The organism is Sulfitobacter sp. SK011 (assembly GCF_003352065.1).
In the GTDB taxonomy this organism is placed as follows: Bacteria; Pseudomonadota; Alphaproteobacteria; order Rhodobacterales; family Rhodobacteraceae; genus Sulfitobacter.
This window is the reverse complement of the sequence record NZ_CP025803.1, coordinates 1,337,879-1,352,570: the sequence shown is the minus strand read 5'-3', so window position 1 is coordinate 1,352,570 and position 14,692 is coordinate 1,337,879. Positions and strand designations below refer to the sequence as shown.

General features: G+C 58.1%; 14 protein-coding genes. 9 read left to right on the top strand and 5 right to left on the bottom strand.

Annotation, left to right across the window (positions count from 1 at the left end; genetic code table 11):
* Positions 1 to 41 precede the first annotated feature (41 nt).
* The 3 genes from C1J02_RS06645 to C1J02_RS06630 all read left to right on the top strand — a co-directional run bounded on the left by C1J02_RS06645 (position 42) and on the right by C1J02_RS06630 (position 4,557).
* The gene (locus C1J02_RS06645; RefSeq protein WP_114880423.1) at positions 42 to 476 is read left to right on the top strand and encodes an Lrp/AsnC family transcriptional regulator; all 435 of its coding nucleotides are present in this window, start codon (positions 42 to 44) and stop codon (positions 474 to 476) included.
* An 89-nt stretch (positions 477 to 565) separates the two neighbouring features.
* Positions 566 to 1,171 (top strand): HD domain-containing protein, encoded by a 606-nt coding sequence (locus C1J02_RS06640; RefSeq protein ID WP_114877875.1) that lies wholly within the window; start codon positions 566 to 568, stop codon positions 1,169 to 1,171.
* A 326-nt stretch (positions 1,172 to 1,497) separates the two neighbouring features.
* On the top strand, positions 1,498 to 4,557 hold the full coding sequence (locus C1J02_RS06630; RefSeq protein ID WP_114877873.1) for a valine--tRNA ligase: 3,060 nt from the start codon (positions 1,498 to 1,500) through the stop codon (positions 4,555 to 4,557).
* 27 nt (positions 4,558 to 4,584) lie between these two features.
* Here C1J02_RS06630 and C1J02_RS06625 read toward each other — a convergent pair whose 3' ends face one another.
* Together C1J02_RS06625 and C1J02_RS06620 are read right to left on the bottom strand one after the other, a co-directional pair.
* Positions 4,585 to 5,373: a crotonase/enoyl-CoA hydratase family protein gene (locus C1J02_RS06625; RefSeq protein ID WP_114877872.1), complete on the bottom strand. Its 789-nt coding sequence runs from the start codon at positions 5,371 to 5,373 to the stop codon at positions 4,585 to 4,587.
* Positions 5,374 to 5,446: 73 nt separating this feature from the next.
* On the bottom strand, positions 5,447 to 5,611 hold the full coding sequence (locus C1J02_RS06620) for a Tat pathway signal protein (protein ID WP_114877871.1): 165 nt from the start codon (positions 5,609 to 5,611) through the stop codon (positions 5,447 to 5,449).
* A 103-nt stretch (positions 5,612 to 5,714) separates the two neighbouring features.
* Here C1J02_RS06620 and C1J02_RS06615 point away from each other — a divergent pair, with 103 nt between their 5' ends.
* Positions 5,715 to 6,818, top strand: a complete 1,104-nt coding sequence (locus tag C1J02_RS06615) for a pyridoxal phosphate-dependent aminotransferase (protein WP_114877870.1) — start codon at positions 5,715 to 5,717, stop codon at positions 6,816 to 6,818.
* Between the two features lie 54 nt (positions 6,819 to 6,872).
* Positions 6,873 to 7,055: a hypothetical protein gene (locus C1J02_RS06610; RefSeq protein WP_114877869.1), complete on the top strand. Its 183-nt coding sequence runs from the start codon at positions 6,873 to 6,875 to the stop codon at positions 7,053 to 7,055.
* Here C1J02_RS06610 and C1J02_RS06605 read toward each other — a convergent pair.
* A complete protein-coding gene (locus C1J02_RS06605) occupies positions 7,052 to 8,260 on the bottom strand; it encodes an alanine--glyoxylate aminotransferase family protein (RefSeq protein ID WP_114877868.1) in 1,209 nt (402 codons plus the stop codon). The two genes, C1J02_RS06610 and C1J02_RS06605, sit on opposite strands and share 4 nt — an antisense overlap.
* Positions 8,261 to 8,408: 148 nt before the next feature.
* Here C1J02_RS06605 and C1J02_RS06600 point away from each other — a divergent pair, with 148 nt between their 5' ends.
* Positions 8,409 to 10,265 (top strand): ABC transporter ATP-binding protein, encoded by a 1,857-nt coding sequence (locus C1J02_RS06600; protein WP_114880422.1) that lies wholly within the window; start codon positions 8,409 to 8,411, stop codon positions 10,263 to 10,265.
* 131 nt (positions 10,266 to 10,396) lie between these two features.
* On the opposite strand, the gene C1J02_RS06595 is transcribed toward C1J02_RS06600, so the two are convergent.
* Positions 10,397 to 11,077, bottom strand: a complete 681-nt coding sequence (locus C1J02_RS06595; RefSeq protein ID WP_114877867.1) for a TIGR04283 family arsenosugar biosynthesis glycosyltransferase — start codon at positions 11,075 to 11,077, stop codon at positions 10,397 to 10,399.
* Between the two features lie 65 nt (positions 11,078 to 11,142).
* On the opposite strand from C1J02_RS06595, the gene C1J02_RS06590 reads away from it, so the two are divergent.
* A complete protein-coding gene (locus C1J02_RS06590; protein WP_114877866.1) occupies positions 11,143 to 11,886 on the top strand; it encodes a folate-binding protein YgfZ in 744 nt (247 codons plus the stop codon).
* A gap of 91 nt (positions 11,887 to 11,977) precedes the next feature.
* Here the strand turns inward: C1J02_RS06590 and efp are convergent, their stop codons facing one another.
* Positions 11,978 to 12,541 carry an elongation factor P gene (gene efp / locus C1J02_RS06585; RefSeq protein ID WP_114877865.1) on the bottom strand — a complete coding sequence of 188 codons (564 nt, stop codon included), beginning with the start codon at positions 12,539 to 12,541 and terminating at the stop codon, positions 11,978 to 11,980.
* Positions 12,542 to 12,762: 221 nt separating this feature from the next.
* Between efp and C1J02_RS06580 the strand changes: the two genes are divergently transcribed.
* Positions 12,763 to 13,083 carry a DUF6280 family protein gene (locus C1J02_RS06580; RefSeq protein ID WP_093915679.1) on the top strand — a complete coding sequence of 107 codons (321 nt, stop codon included), beginning with the start codon at positions 12,763 to 12,765 and terminating at the stop codon, positions 13,081 to 13,083.
* 144 nt (positions 13,084 to 13,227) lie between these two features.
* Entirely contained in the window at positions 13,228 to 14,685 is a 1,458-nt protein-coding gene (locus tag C1J02_RS06575; RefSeq protein ID WP_114877864.1) for a cobyric acid synthase, read from the top strand.
* Positions 14,686 to 14,692 lie beyond the last annotated feature (7 nt).

Genomic DNA, 14,692 nt, shown 5'->3' with positions numbered 1-14,692 from the left:
GCTATAATGATGGAAACTTCAGACAGTATGACGGAATCACCATGCAAATCGACGAAACTGACCGTGCCCTTATCACGTGTTTACAGACCAATGCGCGGCAACCCGTTGCTGATCTGGCCCGCACACTCGGGCTGGCCCGCACCACAGTGCAGGCGCGGCTCGACCGATTGGAACGCAGCGGCACAATCATCGGCTATACCGCCCGACTGGGCGCTGCCGTCGATGCCAAACTACATGCGACTGCGCTGGTCAGCATCGAACCGCGCAGCAGCCCCGCCGTTCTGGCCCGCTTGCGCAGCCTGCCCGGCGTGCGGGTGGTCCATACCACGTCTGGGCGGTTCGACCTGCTGGTTCAGATCGCAGCGGACACCACCGAAGAACTGGACGAAACACTGGACAAGATCGGCGAAGCGCGCGGGGTCAAAAGTTCGGAAAGCCTGATTCATCTGAGCACAAAACTGGACCGCCGTGGCTGATTGACCCAAAACGGTGTCGAAAACAGAACAGATCGCTGGCCCGAATGACGCAATTCTGACGCGGAAAACATCAAAGGACTCTCTGAACGATGGACCAGGTCAAATTCACCCAGATGAAAGACGGCACGCAAGCCGATTATGTGTTTCTGACCAAACACGAGGTCGCATACACCAAAGGCACCGCCGACCGCCTTTTGGGCGCTCTTGTCGACCTGGACGAAGGGCTGTCAGGGTACAAAGTCACACGGCTGGGCCATTCACTGCAAGCGGCAACCCGCGCCTACCGTGATGGGGCCGATATTGACTGGATCGTCGCCGCGCTGCTGCACGACATCGGCGACATCTATGCACCCTACAATCATGACGAATACGCCGCCGCGATCCTGCGGCCTTTTGTGCGCGAACAATGTGCGTGGTGCGTGCAAACCCATGCAGATTTTCAGATGGTCTATTACGGTCATCATGTGGGTGCCGACCCCAACAAACGGGACCGTCATCTGGGGCACGCCTATTTCGACGATTGCGTGGCGTTCTGCGAACACTGGGATCAGGCCAGCTTTGATCCTGACTATGACACCCTGCCGCTCGATTTTTTCCGCGATATGGTGCGCGAGGTTTTTGCGCGCGCACCTTATGATCCAGACGTGATCCGGCCCGGTATACGCGAACCGTTGCAAGGCACATCCCACCCTTGAAACCTGCGACGGATGTTAGGCCGAATTGAGTATTTGGGCGAAAAGAAGCTTGGGTTCACGCTTCGTTATGAAAGTTCTGATCTTATGAAAACAGGATACAGGCTGGAGAGCCGAATGCCTCGCGAGAAGAAGCCGCCCTGTGTCAGCCCCTAGCCCGTTGAACGGAATGGTTTGCTGAATAGCAGGGCGGTTTTGTTTCTTTTCGCCAAAAATACTCAAAATCAACCCCACCGATGCCACCACCGCCAATGTCATACGCGCGCCACTCTTTCCCTCGGCCCGCATGTCCGCTAGATCACCGACAAACGAACACGGGATTTATGACCATGGCACTCGACAAAACCTTCAATGCCGCTGAGGCCGAAGCACGCCTTTACGCCGCTTGGGAAAAAGCTGGCGCATTTAGGGCTGGCGCAAATGCCAGCCGGGATGAAACCTTCTGCATCATGATCCCGCCACCCAACGTCACCGGGTCGCTGCACATGGGGCATGCGTTCAACAACACGTTGCAGGACATTCTGACCCGCTGGCACCGGATGCGTGGCTTTGACACGCTCTGGCAACCCGGCACCGATCACGCAGGCATCGCCACCCAGATGGTGACCGAACGTGACATGATGGAACATCAGGAACCAAACCGTCGCGAGATGGGCCGCGAGAAATTCCTTGAACGGGTCTGGCAGCAGAAAATCAAATCACGCGGCACCATCATCGGGCAGCTCAAACGGCTTGGGGCCAGCTGTGACTGGGACCGCGAGGCATTCACCATGTCGGGTGCCCCAAACGCGCCCGAGGGTGAAGAAGGCAATTTCCACGACGCCGTGATCAAGGTGTTTGTCGATATGTACCGGAAAGGCCACATCTATCGCGGCAAGCGGCTGGTCAATTGGGACCCGCATTTTGAGACGGCGATTTCAGATCTTGAAGTCGAGTCTACCGAAGTGGACGGCCACATGTGGCACTTCAAATACCCGCTCGCCGGGGGTGCTACATACGAGTACGTGGAGAAAGATGAGGACGGCAACGAGACATTGCGCGAGACCCGCGACTATATCTCAATTGCGACCACGCGCCCCGAAACCATGCTGGGCGATGGTGCCGTTGCAGTTCATCCATCGGATGAACGTTATGCGCCAATCGTCGGAAAACTATGCGAAATTCCGGTGGGACCAAAAGAGCACCGCCGGATGATCCCGATCATCACGGATGATTATCCTGATCCGAACTTTGGGTCGGGAGCGGTCAAGATCACTGGCGCGCATGACTTTAACGACTATGGCGTCGCCACCCGCAATGGCATCCCGCTTTATGCGCTGATGGACACGCGTGGTGCCATGCGTGCCGATGGCTTGCCCTATGCTGAGGCCGCAGCGCGTGCGGGCGCGATTGCAGACGGGTCAGAGGATGCCCCCGCCGATGCAACCGAGATCAACCTCGTTCCAGACGCCTATCGCGGGCTGGACCGTTTCGAGGCGCGTCAGAAAATAATCGAAGAAATCAATGCCGAAGGGCTGGCCGTGATGGTTTCGGTCCCCGTCATTGACGAAGAAGACGGGCAGGAAAGCTCCAAGCTGGTTCCTTACGTCGAAAACAAAAAGATCATGCAGCCGTTTGGCGACCGCTCCAAAGTTGTGATTGAACCGATGCTGACCGATCAGTGGTTCGTCGACACCGCCAAGATCGTTGGCCCCGCGATTGACGCGGTCAAAAATGGTGAGGTCACGATCCTGCCTGAGCAGGACAAGAAGGTGTATTTCCACTGGCTGGAGAACATCGAGCCATGGTGTATTTCGCGACAGTTGTGGTGGGGGCATCAGATACCGGTTTGGTATGGACCCGCTATCAATAGAGAGCTGCAAGATCAGCCATATGTTATTGGTACTGATCAATCTGTTTGGCTGAGTTATCTAGACCAGCAACCGTTTTGTTTTGCAGATTACGCAGCTGCGAAGGCCGCAATGAGCGAAGTCTATGGTGGGCTTGAGATCATAGAGGTTCAAGACCGATACGAAGCCATCATGAAGACTGGCGAAGTCGAGCGCGACGCAGAGAACAACCCGCTTCAGGTTTTCGTTTGGCGCGACCCCGACGTCCTAGACACATGGTTCTCCTCCGGCCTCTGGCCCATCGGCACCCTCGGCTGGCCCGAAGACACGCCTGAACTCAAAAAATACTTCCCCACTTCCGTCCTGATCACCGGGTTCGACATCATCTTTTTCTGGGTCGCCCGGATGATGATGATGCAATACGCCGTGGTGGGCCAAAAACCTTTCGACACTGTCTATGTCCACGCGCTGGTGCGCGATGAGAAGGGCAAGAAGATGTCAAAATCGCTGGGCAACGTGCTTGACCCGCTGGAACTCATCGACGAATTCGGCGCGGATGCGGTGCGCTTTACCGTGACCTCGATGGCGGCGATGGGGCGTGATCTGAAACTCTCCACCGCGCGGATCGCCGGCTATCGCAACTTTGGTACCAAGCTCTGGAACGCCCACCGCTTTGCAGAAATGAACGATGTGTTCACCGAAACGGCAGCCGTGATGCCAACGCCACAAGCGACCCTGAACAAATGGATCGTCGGTGAAGTTGCCCGCACCCGCGAGGATGTGGATGCAGCGCTCGACAATTACCGGTTCAACGATGCTGCCAACACGCTTTATGCCTTTGTCTGGGGCAAGGTCTGTGACTGGTATGTGGAGCTCAGCAAACCGCTATTGCAAGACGACGCACCCGAAGCGGCCGAGACACGTCAGACCATGGCCTGGGTGCTGGATCAGTGCCTGATCCTGCTGCATCCGATCATGCCGTTCATCACCGAAGAATTGTGGCAAACCACTGCCAAGCGCGACAAGATGTTGGTGCATGCAGATTGGCCTACCTATACCACCGACGACCTGCTCGATAAGGACGCGGATCGTGAGTTGAATTGGGTGATCGGCCTGATCGAAAGTGTTCGTTCGGCGCGCCAGCAAATGCACGTGCCTGCAGGGCTGAAAGTGCCAATGATCGTCACTGACATGGATGCGGCAGCGCAGGCGGCATGGGATGGCAACGAGGCCATGATCAAACGCCTGGCGCGGGTCGAAAGCCTTGAAAAAGCGAGCGAGTTCCCGAAAGGCACAGTTGCAATCTCTGCCCCGGGGGCCAGCTTTGGCCTGCCGCTTGCCGGGTTGATCGACATTGACGAAGAAAAAGCGCGACTGCAAAAATCCTTTGACAAACTGGCCAAGGAAATCGGCGGGCTAAAGGGGCGTTTGAACAACCCCAAATTCGCCGCCTCCGCCCCCGCCGAAGTCGTTGCCGAAGCACAGACCAATCTGGAAGCGCGCCAGGAAGAAGCCGATCAGGTGCAGGCGGCATTGGATCGGTTGGCCGAATTGGGGTGACAGTTCGGCAGACGCGCGAACAGCCCGTTATTTGAAAACGGCGGGCCGTTTACCAAACTCTGCCGCGATCACTTCCATCTGGTGTGGTTTGCCAAGCAGATCCGCCTGGGCGCGGGATTCAGCCATCAAGACGTCGTCAACGGATGCCATTTGTGCAAATGAAATCAGCTGCTTGGCGGCCTTTGTTGCGCTGGGGCTTTTGCCTGCGATGGTGGTCGCCAGCGCTGTTGCTGCAGCCAATGGATCATCCGCGACTTCTGTCACCAACCCCCAGCGCTCCGCCTGACCGGTATCGATTGCCTCAGCCGTATAGGTCAGCCGCCGCAACACATCGTCGCGCACCAAACGGGGCAACAGGACCATCCCGCCCATGTCCGGCACGATGCCCCATTTCATCTCCATCACGGCCAGTTTTGTGTCTGGTGCCGCGATACGGATGTCCGCACCCAGCGCAAGCTGCATCCCCGCGCCGTACACAGCGCCGTGCAAGGCCGCGATGACCGGAATGTCGAGCCGCGCCCAGATCATTGCGACCTCTTGCCATTGGTTTGTAGTGCCCTCGCCATGTGTGCGCGGCATCAGCAATTCAGCGGGGTCCTTGCCAATCATCGCCGACAACCCGGTGATGTCGATGCCCGCGCAAAACGCTTTGCCCTCGCCTGACAGCACAACAACCCGCGTATCAGATGCGGCAACCTCTTGGCCTGCTGCAATAATCGCGTCGATCATGTCCTGATCGACCGCGTTCATTTTGTCGGCGCGGGTCAGCCGGACAAAGGCGATGTGGTTTTCATAGGTGATGGTCACGCGGGCCATGGCGGGTCTCCTGATTGGGTCCCGCCATAACAGCGCATTCAACTGGCACTGACCAGTCCTACGTCACGGCAATTCAGTGCACGACACGTTCCACCGCGCGCATCATGCCGAGGCCTTTGTCATAAACCAGCGTCAGAATGCGGCGGGTGCCGGGGTTGCTGGCGACCATCGGGACGGCGCGCAAGGCCCCTGCCGCCAATGTCGCAGCGATAAAACCACGTCTGCTGAGATTTGCCATGCGTATGCTACTTGTTGTTGCGAGCTGTTCTCATGTAAGTGCTACTGGCGTCCTTTTCACCCCCCCCTTGCCCGAATAAGCGGACAGGCTTATCAGCGATGACATGACGAATTTTCGCCTTACAGCGCTTGCACACTCCCTTCCCGCGACGGTTCCCTTTGTGGGGCCAGAGGCGCAGGAACGTGCCAACGGTCGGCTTTTCAAGGCCCGTTTGGGGGCCAATGAAAACGTCTTTGGCCCCTCGCCCCTCGCAATCAAGGCGATGGCTGAGTGCGACCAATGGATGTACGGCGACCCGGAAAGCCATGATCTGCGTAGCGCACTTGCCGATCATCATGGCACAACACCGGATCACATCATTGTCGGCGAAGGCATAGACGGGCTGCTCAATTACCTTGTGCGGCTCTTTGTGGGGCCGGGTGATGCTGTTGTGACCTCAGACGGGGCGTATCCGACGTTCAACTATCACGTTGCCGGGTTCGGGGGTGTTTTGCACAAGGTCCCGTATCGTGACGATCATGAGGATCCTGCGGCGCTTTTTGCCAAAGCGGCAGAGGTGGACGCAAAGCTGGTCTATCTGTCCAATCCCGATAACCCGATGGGATCGTGGCACGCGGGTTCGCAGATATCGCAGGCAATGGATAGATTGCCTGAGGGCACGTTGCTGTGCCTCGATGAGGCTTACATAGAATGCGCCCCTGACGGAACTGCGTTGCCATTGGACTTTTCTGATCCCCGCGTGATCCGGATGCGGACGTTTTCCAAAGCGTACGGCCTGGCGGGTGCGCGGGTCGGCTATGCCCTTGCCGCACCCGATCTGATCACCGCCTTTCACAAGGTGCGCAACCATTTTGGTATGAACCGTGCCGCCCAGGCGGGCGCGCTGGCCGCACTTCAGGACAAAGAGTGGCTGAGCCATGTGCAACGTGAAATTTCAGCAGCGCGCGGCCGGATTGCAGATATTGCGCAAACTCATGGGCTGACACCCCTGCCTTCTGCGGCAAACTTCGCGGCAATTGATTGTGGCAGGGACGGCACATATGCCAAAGGTGTTCTTGATGGGTTGGTTGCGCGCGGCATTTTTGTGCGGATGCCCTTTGTGGCCCCGCAAAACCGCTGTATCCGCGTCAGTTGCGGAACGCCAGCGCAGCTTGATGCGTTTGCCAGCGCACTCCCGCATGCGTTAAAAGACGCAGAAAAGGGCTGACGCGCGCTCGGGTCGCGCTATGCTATTCTTTGTACCCTTAAAAGAGGATCATTGATGCGCGACACAAATGATCGTCCCGCCGCACCAAATTACACCGCCGCCTGCATCGTCATGTTTGGTGTCAATCTGATGTGGGTCCTCATGGTGATCTGGGCCGTCTGGGGTTTTCTGGTGGCCGCATTGGCGGGGTGGATTGTGAACCATTTGATCACCCGCATCGCCGCACAGCGCGGTTAGTGACCCGCGATAACCTGTGCAGCCGCATCAAGTGCGCTGGCACCATGTTCGATTTTCAGCGCCGTCATACCCGCCTCGATCCCGCCTAACAGCCCCATGATCATATGACCGTTCACATGGCCCATGTGACCAAGGCGGAAAAATCCGTGCCACGCCGGATCACCCGGCGCAGCCATGCCAAGGCCAATACCCAAGGTCAGCCCCAGATTTTGCTGCACCCAGTCGCGCAGTGCCGTCGCATTCGGAGTTTGCAGGCGCAGGGCCGTCACCGCGTGGCTGCGCGCCTCGCGGTCCGCAATATTAAGCGCAAATGTGCCGCGCTGGGACCACGCCTCGCATGCTGCCCAAACCGCCCGCGCCAGTACCGCGTGACGTGCCCAAACCTGTTCAATGCCTTCATCATGGATCATATCCAGCGCCGCGCGCAGGCCAAAAATATGCTGTGTTGGTGCCGTTCCGCAGTGGTATTGATAGAATTCCTCCGGGTGCGCCCGCGGCATCCAATCCCAGTAACGGCTCACGCGCGGCATCTTGGCGCGCACGGCTTCGGCCTTGTCATTGAAAAAAACAAACCCCACTCCGGGCGGCACCATCAGACCTTTTTGGCAGGCGGTGACCATCACGTCGACGCCCCAGGCGTCCATCTCAAATCGGTCGCAGCCCAATGATGCGATACAATCAGCCATCAAAAGCGCCGGATGGCCCACCTCGTCCAGAACCGCACGTAATCCCGCAATATCGTTGCGCACGGAGCTTGAAGTGTCGACATGCACACCCAAAATTGCCTTGATTTCATGTGCTTTATCCGCCGCCAATACGTCGGCTACGCGCGCCATATCCATTGCGGCCGCCCGGCCAAAATCGATGACCTCAACCTGTGCACCAAGGTCTGTCGCAATCTCGCCCCAGCCGATGCCGAAACGACCCGTGGAGGGGACCAGCACCTTGTCCCCCGGTGCAACGACATTGCTCAGCGCCGCTTCCCATGCTGCGTGACCATTGCCGATGTACATCGCGACGTGATGTTTGGTGCGTGCCACCCGACGCAGATCCGCCATCAGCGCCGGCATCATGTCAATCAGCGCCCCGGAATAGATATTGGGTGCCGCGCGGTGCATGGCGTTCAGAACCGCATCGGGCATCACAGAAGGGCCAGGGATAGCCAGATAAGACCGCCCTTGCGCCAAAAGAGGGGATTTTGTCATATGAACTCTGCCTTTGACCCGCGCGATTTCCTGCACCTTATCTGTGCGGAATGCAGCGTCAACACGATTGGCACCCCCGCATGCTTGCCCTGCCCGCCCACGTTTCGTAAACCTGTGACTGCACTGCCCAAAAGGAATGTGGCCGCAGATGAATAACCAAACCTATACGTCTGGGCAATTGCTGCGCTGGCTCTGGCGCGATTACCTGAAAAAACATCTGTGGTTGATGGGTGCGGCCGTGTTTTTCATGATCATCGAAGGCAGCACCCTGGGCGCATTGGCGCGTCTGATGGAACCGATGTTCGATCAGGTATTTGTTGCCGGTAAACAAGATGCGCTCAAATGGGTTGGCCTGATCCTGCTTGGGATATTCGTGCTGCGCGCCATTGCGGGCGTGGCGCAGAAAGTGCTGCTGACCCGGATCGCACAACGCACCGCCGCCGACATGCGCATAGAACTGCTTGGCCAAATGATGCGGCAGGACGGTGCGTTTCACCAATCCCATCCCCCGGGTTTCCTGATCCAGCGGGTTCAATCTGATGTAAACGCGGTTGGCGATGTCTGGCGTGCGATCATCACCGGAGCCGGTCGCGACTTTATCGGTCTGATCGTGCTTTTGGGCGTTGCCATTTCCATTGATCCGATCTGGGCGCTGCTGGCGTGCGTGGGCATTCCGGTCATGGTCCTGCCGGCCGCAATTGCGCAACGCTTTGTGCGCGAACGCTCGCGCGAAGCGCGTGATTTGGGGGCCAATCTGGCCACCCGGCTGGACGAAGTGTTCCACGGCATTGTTCAGATCAAACTGAACGCGCTCGAAAGCTATCAGGCGCGCCAGTACAATGACCTGACCCGCACCTTCATCCGCACCGAAGTGCGCGCGGCCTTTGGCAATTCCGCCATTCCAGGCATGATCGATATCATGTCCGGTGTGGGGTTCATGGCCGTTATTCTCTATGGCGGCTCCGAGATTATCTCGGGCAACAAAACCATCGGGCAATTCATGACCTTCTTCACCGCCATGGGCTTTGCATTTAGCCCACTGCGCCGGCTGGGCGGCGTGAGCGGTCTGTGGCAGGTCGCAGCGGCCGCCCTTGAGCGGATCAAGGAACTGATGGATGCCCCCATACGATTGAAAGAACCGGCAAACCCGGTCCCCGTCCCCACGGGCCAACCCGATGTTGAGCTTAGAAATGTGGATCTGGCCTATGGTGAGGTCAAGGTGCTTGACGACATCAGCCTCAGCGCTGCAGCAGGTGAGACGACCGCGCTCGTCGGGGCATCCGGCGCTGGCAAGTCCACGATTTTCAATGTGTTGACCCGGCTCATCGACCCGCAGGCAGGCAGTGTCACCATCGGCGGTGTCGCGACCTCCGACATGGCGATATCCGAATTGCGTGGCCTGTTTTCAGTGGTGACCCAAGAGGCATTGCTGTTTGACGAAACCTTGCGGGAAAACATCGTGTTGGGCCGCACGGATGTCAGCGATGACGCATTGCAGGCCGTCCTGAAAGCCGCCCATGTCGCAGATTTCCTGCCCAACCTTGAAAATGGTCTGGACACGCGCGTCGGTCCGCGCGGCTCTGCCCTTTCCGGTGGCCAAAGACAGCGCGTCGTGATCGCCCGCGCGCTGCTTCGTGACACGCCGATCCTGCTGCTGGATGAAGCCACCAGCGCGCTTGATGCGCAATCAGAACAGGTCGTGCAGGACGCGCTGGACCAGCTGTCCGCAGGGCGCACCACAATCGTCATTGCGCACCGTCTGGCGACCATTCGCAGCGCCGACAAGATCATTGTGATGGACCGGGGCCAGGTTCGCGACCAAGGCACGCACGAAGAACTTCTGCAACGCGGCGGCATCTATGCCGACCTCTACCGCCTCCAATTCCAGGATGGCAAAACCGTCAGCGATGCACGGGGGTTGCGGGCTTTGCGGGCCAAGGAACGTGGCGAAGATGTCAGCGAACCAAACATCCTGCAACGATTGGGACAGGCTTTGTTTGGGTAGACACCGTTCTCCCCTTCACCCTTTCTTAAATACCGATCCGACCTGACATCCTGTAGCAAACTGACCATTACAGGGCTCAGCCAAGCCTCAAGCGCCCGGAATGTCATCGCGCCTGCGGCGCGTCCGCATGATCACCGCTGGCGACGGTAGCTTTGCGCCAGTACTTCTGGCGACGTGCCGAAAAAATACCGCCCTAATGTCCACAGATTGCGCCCACCGCGCCGCATCCAGCCCTGACTTTGATACTTTGCCGCGCTGGTGACCGCGCAGACCGGCAGGCCAACAAGCTGCCCCTTAAGCGCCCGCGCAAGTGCGACATCCTCCATCAGCGGCTGATCTTTGTAGCCACCCACCTCCTCATAGAGTGTGCGGGGCAGGATCAAACCCTGATCGCCAAAGGGAAGGCCAAATCGACTGCGCAGGTTGGCCCATCCGGCGACCAGGTTCCCGGGTATTCCGCCCTGATCAAACGCCAATTTGAACCACCCGGCCTTGGCCGTGCCTAAATGTGCCGCCACGATCTTTGCCCATCCGGGCGACAGCATGGTGTCAGCGTGCACCACCATCAGCCAATCCGCTTTGGCCGCAGCACATCCACGCTGCAACTGCCCGCCTCTTGACGCGGCACCATGGATCACCTCTGCCCCCCATGCCAGCGCAGTCGCACCTGTAGCATCTGTTGATCCGCCATCACTGACAATCAATTCCCGGATCAACCCCGCATCCAGCCCTTCCATCAGCGCGGCCAGACAATCGGGCAGCGTATCAACGGCGTTCAGGGTCGGAATGATCACAGATATCGGCGCGCGCATGCTTGGCCCTTTAGAATTGCGAGTGATGGCTATATGTCATGATCAACTGTCAAAGGACATAAAAGATGACCCAACGCCGCATCCTGCGCCTGACTGGCGACGACACATTGGACTTCCTGCAAGGTCTGATCACCAATGATGTGAAAAAACTTTCCCAAGGGCCAATCTATGCGGCGATCCTGACCCCGCAGGGCAAGTTTTTTGCTGATTTCTTTGTCGCAAAGGACGGCGATGGCGTGCTCTTGGATGTCGCCGACAGCCTGGCCGATATGCTGCTTCAGCGGTTGAACATGTATAAGCTCAGAGCATCGGTTGAAATCGCCGCAACGGACCTGCACCTGCACCGTGGTCTGGGGCCAGTGCCTGAGGACGGATATGCAGACCCGCGCACTGACGCGATGGGATGGCGGGCCTACCGCGTGGACCCTCAGATCGACAACAACGTGAACTGGGATGCCTTGCGTGTGACGCACATGATCCCAAAGACGGGGATTGAACTGACACCGGACACATTCATTCTGGAGGTTGGCTTTGAGCGCCTGAATGGGGTCGATTTTCGCAAAGGGTGTTATGTCGGCCAAGAGGTCACAGCGCGGATGAAGCACAAGACCGAGCTGCGAAAAGGTCTGGCTCAGGTTTCCATCGCGGGGGACGCGCCAATTGGCACCGAAATCATGGCTGCCGACAAGCCCGCTGGCACGCTGTTCACGCAATCTGGGGGGTTGGCGCTTGCCTATCTCCGATTTGACCGGGCCACTGGTCCAATGCGCGCGGGTGATGCCGTGGTGACATGGATCCCGCCGGCATGATTTTTGACCACCCAGGCCCCCGAATCGCACAAAAAAGCCCCGGATCGCGCCGGGGCTTTGCTTCAGATCGCTATGACGTCACGTCATACGTTTAGGCGCGTTCGACGTATTCCATCGTTTCAGTGTTGACCACGATGTCTTCGTCCTGCCCGACAAATGGCGGCACAGACACCCGCACGCCGTTATCAAGCAGTGCCGGTTTGAACGAATTCGCTGCTGTCTGGCCTTTGACCACCGGCTCAGTCTCGACGATCTTGCAGATCACCTTTTGCGGCAGCCGGGCGTTCAGAGCCTCTGCTTCGTGGTATTCCACCACGATCATCATGCCATCCTGCAGAAACGGGCGGGCATCGCCAAGCAGTTCTGAGGCCAGTTGAACCTGCTCATAGGTGTCCGTGTCCATCACCACCAGATTGCCGTTTTCTTCATACAAAAACTGCTGATCTTTTTGTTCTAAACGGACTTTTTCGACTTTGTCGGCGCTGCGGAAGCGTTCGTTCAGTTTTGATCCGTTGCGCAGATTGCGCAACTCGACCTGAGCAAAGGCACCGCCCTTGCCCGGCTTTACATGGTCAACCTTAACCGCTGCCCATAGGCCGCCGTTATGTTCCAGAACGTTTCCGGGGCGGATCTCGTTTCCGTTAATTTTGGGCATGTGTCAAAACCTTGGCAAGAACTTGATGATATGTCGACGCACCCTATATCTGGTAGGATATCCCCCTGCAAGTCACCGCTATATCGTGCTGCACCCGCAGCAAGACATGCGCCAGATGCATAGGAGTTATGCGATAAAGTGGTATCCGAATCGGACGATATGGGTCATAAGGGGCTTCACGCCGGGATGACAAGAGCAAGAATAATAGAAAGGACGACGAGATGAAAGATTTCGTTGATGGCACCGCCTTTAACAATGAGCAAGGCAATCGCGCACGTAAACTTTTCGCAGCAGTGGTACTGGCTGCGTTGGATGACGCAATCGCGGACGACAAGAAATATGGCAACGGACCAGAGCAGATCGCCCGCTGGGCCCGGTCACGCGATGGTCGCGAAGTGTTGAGCTGTGCTGGCATTGACCCCAACGAGCGGGTTGTGTCCGGTTTGATGGATTTTGTGGGCAAAGGTGTGCGTACATCTGTTGCACTTTCGCGCGAAGAATCTGAGCGCCGCCATGCCGCGCAGCAGGCTGAAGCCGCGTAGTAACCACGTCATGAGTGACAAAAAATGCAGCCCTCGGGCTGCTTTTTTTATGCGCTGTAAGAATAATGTAGCCTTACCAACCTGCCCCTTTTCCCGCGGCTCGATTTACGCCAGTTTGCGGGCAACTGCTGCGGAGTGCGCAAAATGACAAAAGCGATCATGATACAAGGCACCGGCAGCAATGTCGGCAAGTCGATGATTGTTGCCGGACTGATCCGGGCTTGCGTGCAGCGCGGCATGCGGGTGCGCCCTTTCAAGCCGCAAAACATGTCTAACAATGCAGCTGTAACCACGGATGGAGGCGAGATTGGGCGTGCGCAGGCCCTGCAGGCGCGTGCCGCCGGGGTGGAGCCGCACACAGACATGAACCCGATCCTGCTCAAACCGCAAAGCGCCACGGGCGCGCAGGTCATCGTGCAAGGCCAGATCGCGGGCCATCAGGAGGCAGCAGCCTTTGGTAAAAACAAGGCAGCACTGATGCCAGCAGTATTGGAGTCTTTTGCCCGTCTTGGCGAAACCTGCGATTTGATCATCGTTGAAGGTGCAGGCAGCCCGGCCGAGACCAATCTGCGGCGCGGTGACATTGCCAACATGGGTTTTGCCACAGCGGCGGGCGTGCCCGTCATTCTGATGGGTGACATCGACCGGGGCGGCGTTATTGCGCAGATCGTCGGCACGCAGGCCGTTCTGGAGGCAACCGACACGGCGATGATCAAGGGCTTTGCCGTGAACAAATTTCGCGGCGATCGCAGCCTGTTTGATGCGGGCCGTGACAACATCGCGCAGCGCACTGGCTGGCCGAGCCTTGGGGTGATCCCGTGGTTTGACGAAGCGCACCGGTTGCCTGCTGAGGATGTGATGGATCTGCCCTCTCGGGCGCGGTCGGGCGGTGCAGGTGTGGTCATTGCAGTCCCACGTTTGCCACGCATTTCAAACTTTGACGATCTGGATCCGTTGGCAGCCGAAGCCGGGGTTGATTTGCGGGTGATCATGCCCGGCGCGCCGCTTCCTGCTGACGCCGATCTGGTGTTGATGGTCGGCAGCAAGGCCACGATTGCGGACCTTGCAGCGTTTCGGGCAGAAGGCTGGGATATTGATCTGGCCGCCCACATCCGGCGCGGCGGCCATGTTTTGGGCCTGTGTGGTGGCTATCAGATGTTGGGGCGCACCATTGCTGATCCGCATGGCATCGAAGGGCCGCCAACGACTGTGCAGGGGTTGGGGCATCTGGCGGTTGATACGGTTATGGCACCGATCAAACATCTGTCTCTCAAAACTGGTGAGCACCCCGAAAGCGGCACGACCCTTAGCGGTTATGAAATACATATTGGTGAAACAAATGGTCCTGATTGCGCCCGTGCCTGGTTGCAGTTTGCGGGGCGTCCGGAAGGTGCCGCGACCGCGGATGGCCGGGTGCAGGGATGTTACATGCACGGGCTGTTTAGCTCGGACGCATTTCGCGCCGCGTATCTCGGACAGTTTGGCATAGCATCGACGCTCAACTTTGAAGCAGGAGTTGACGCCACCCTCGACGCATTGGCGCGGCACGTCGAACGCTATTTCGACGTGGATTTGATGTTATCACTGGCCAGAGACGTCTGAAAAAGAC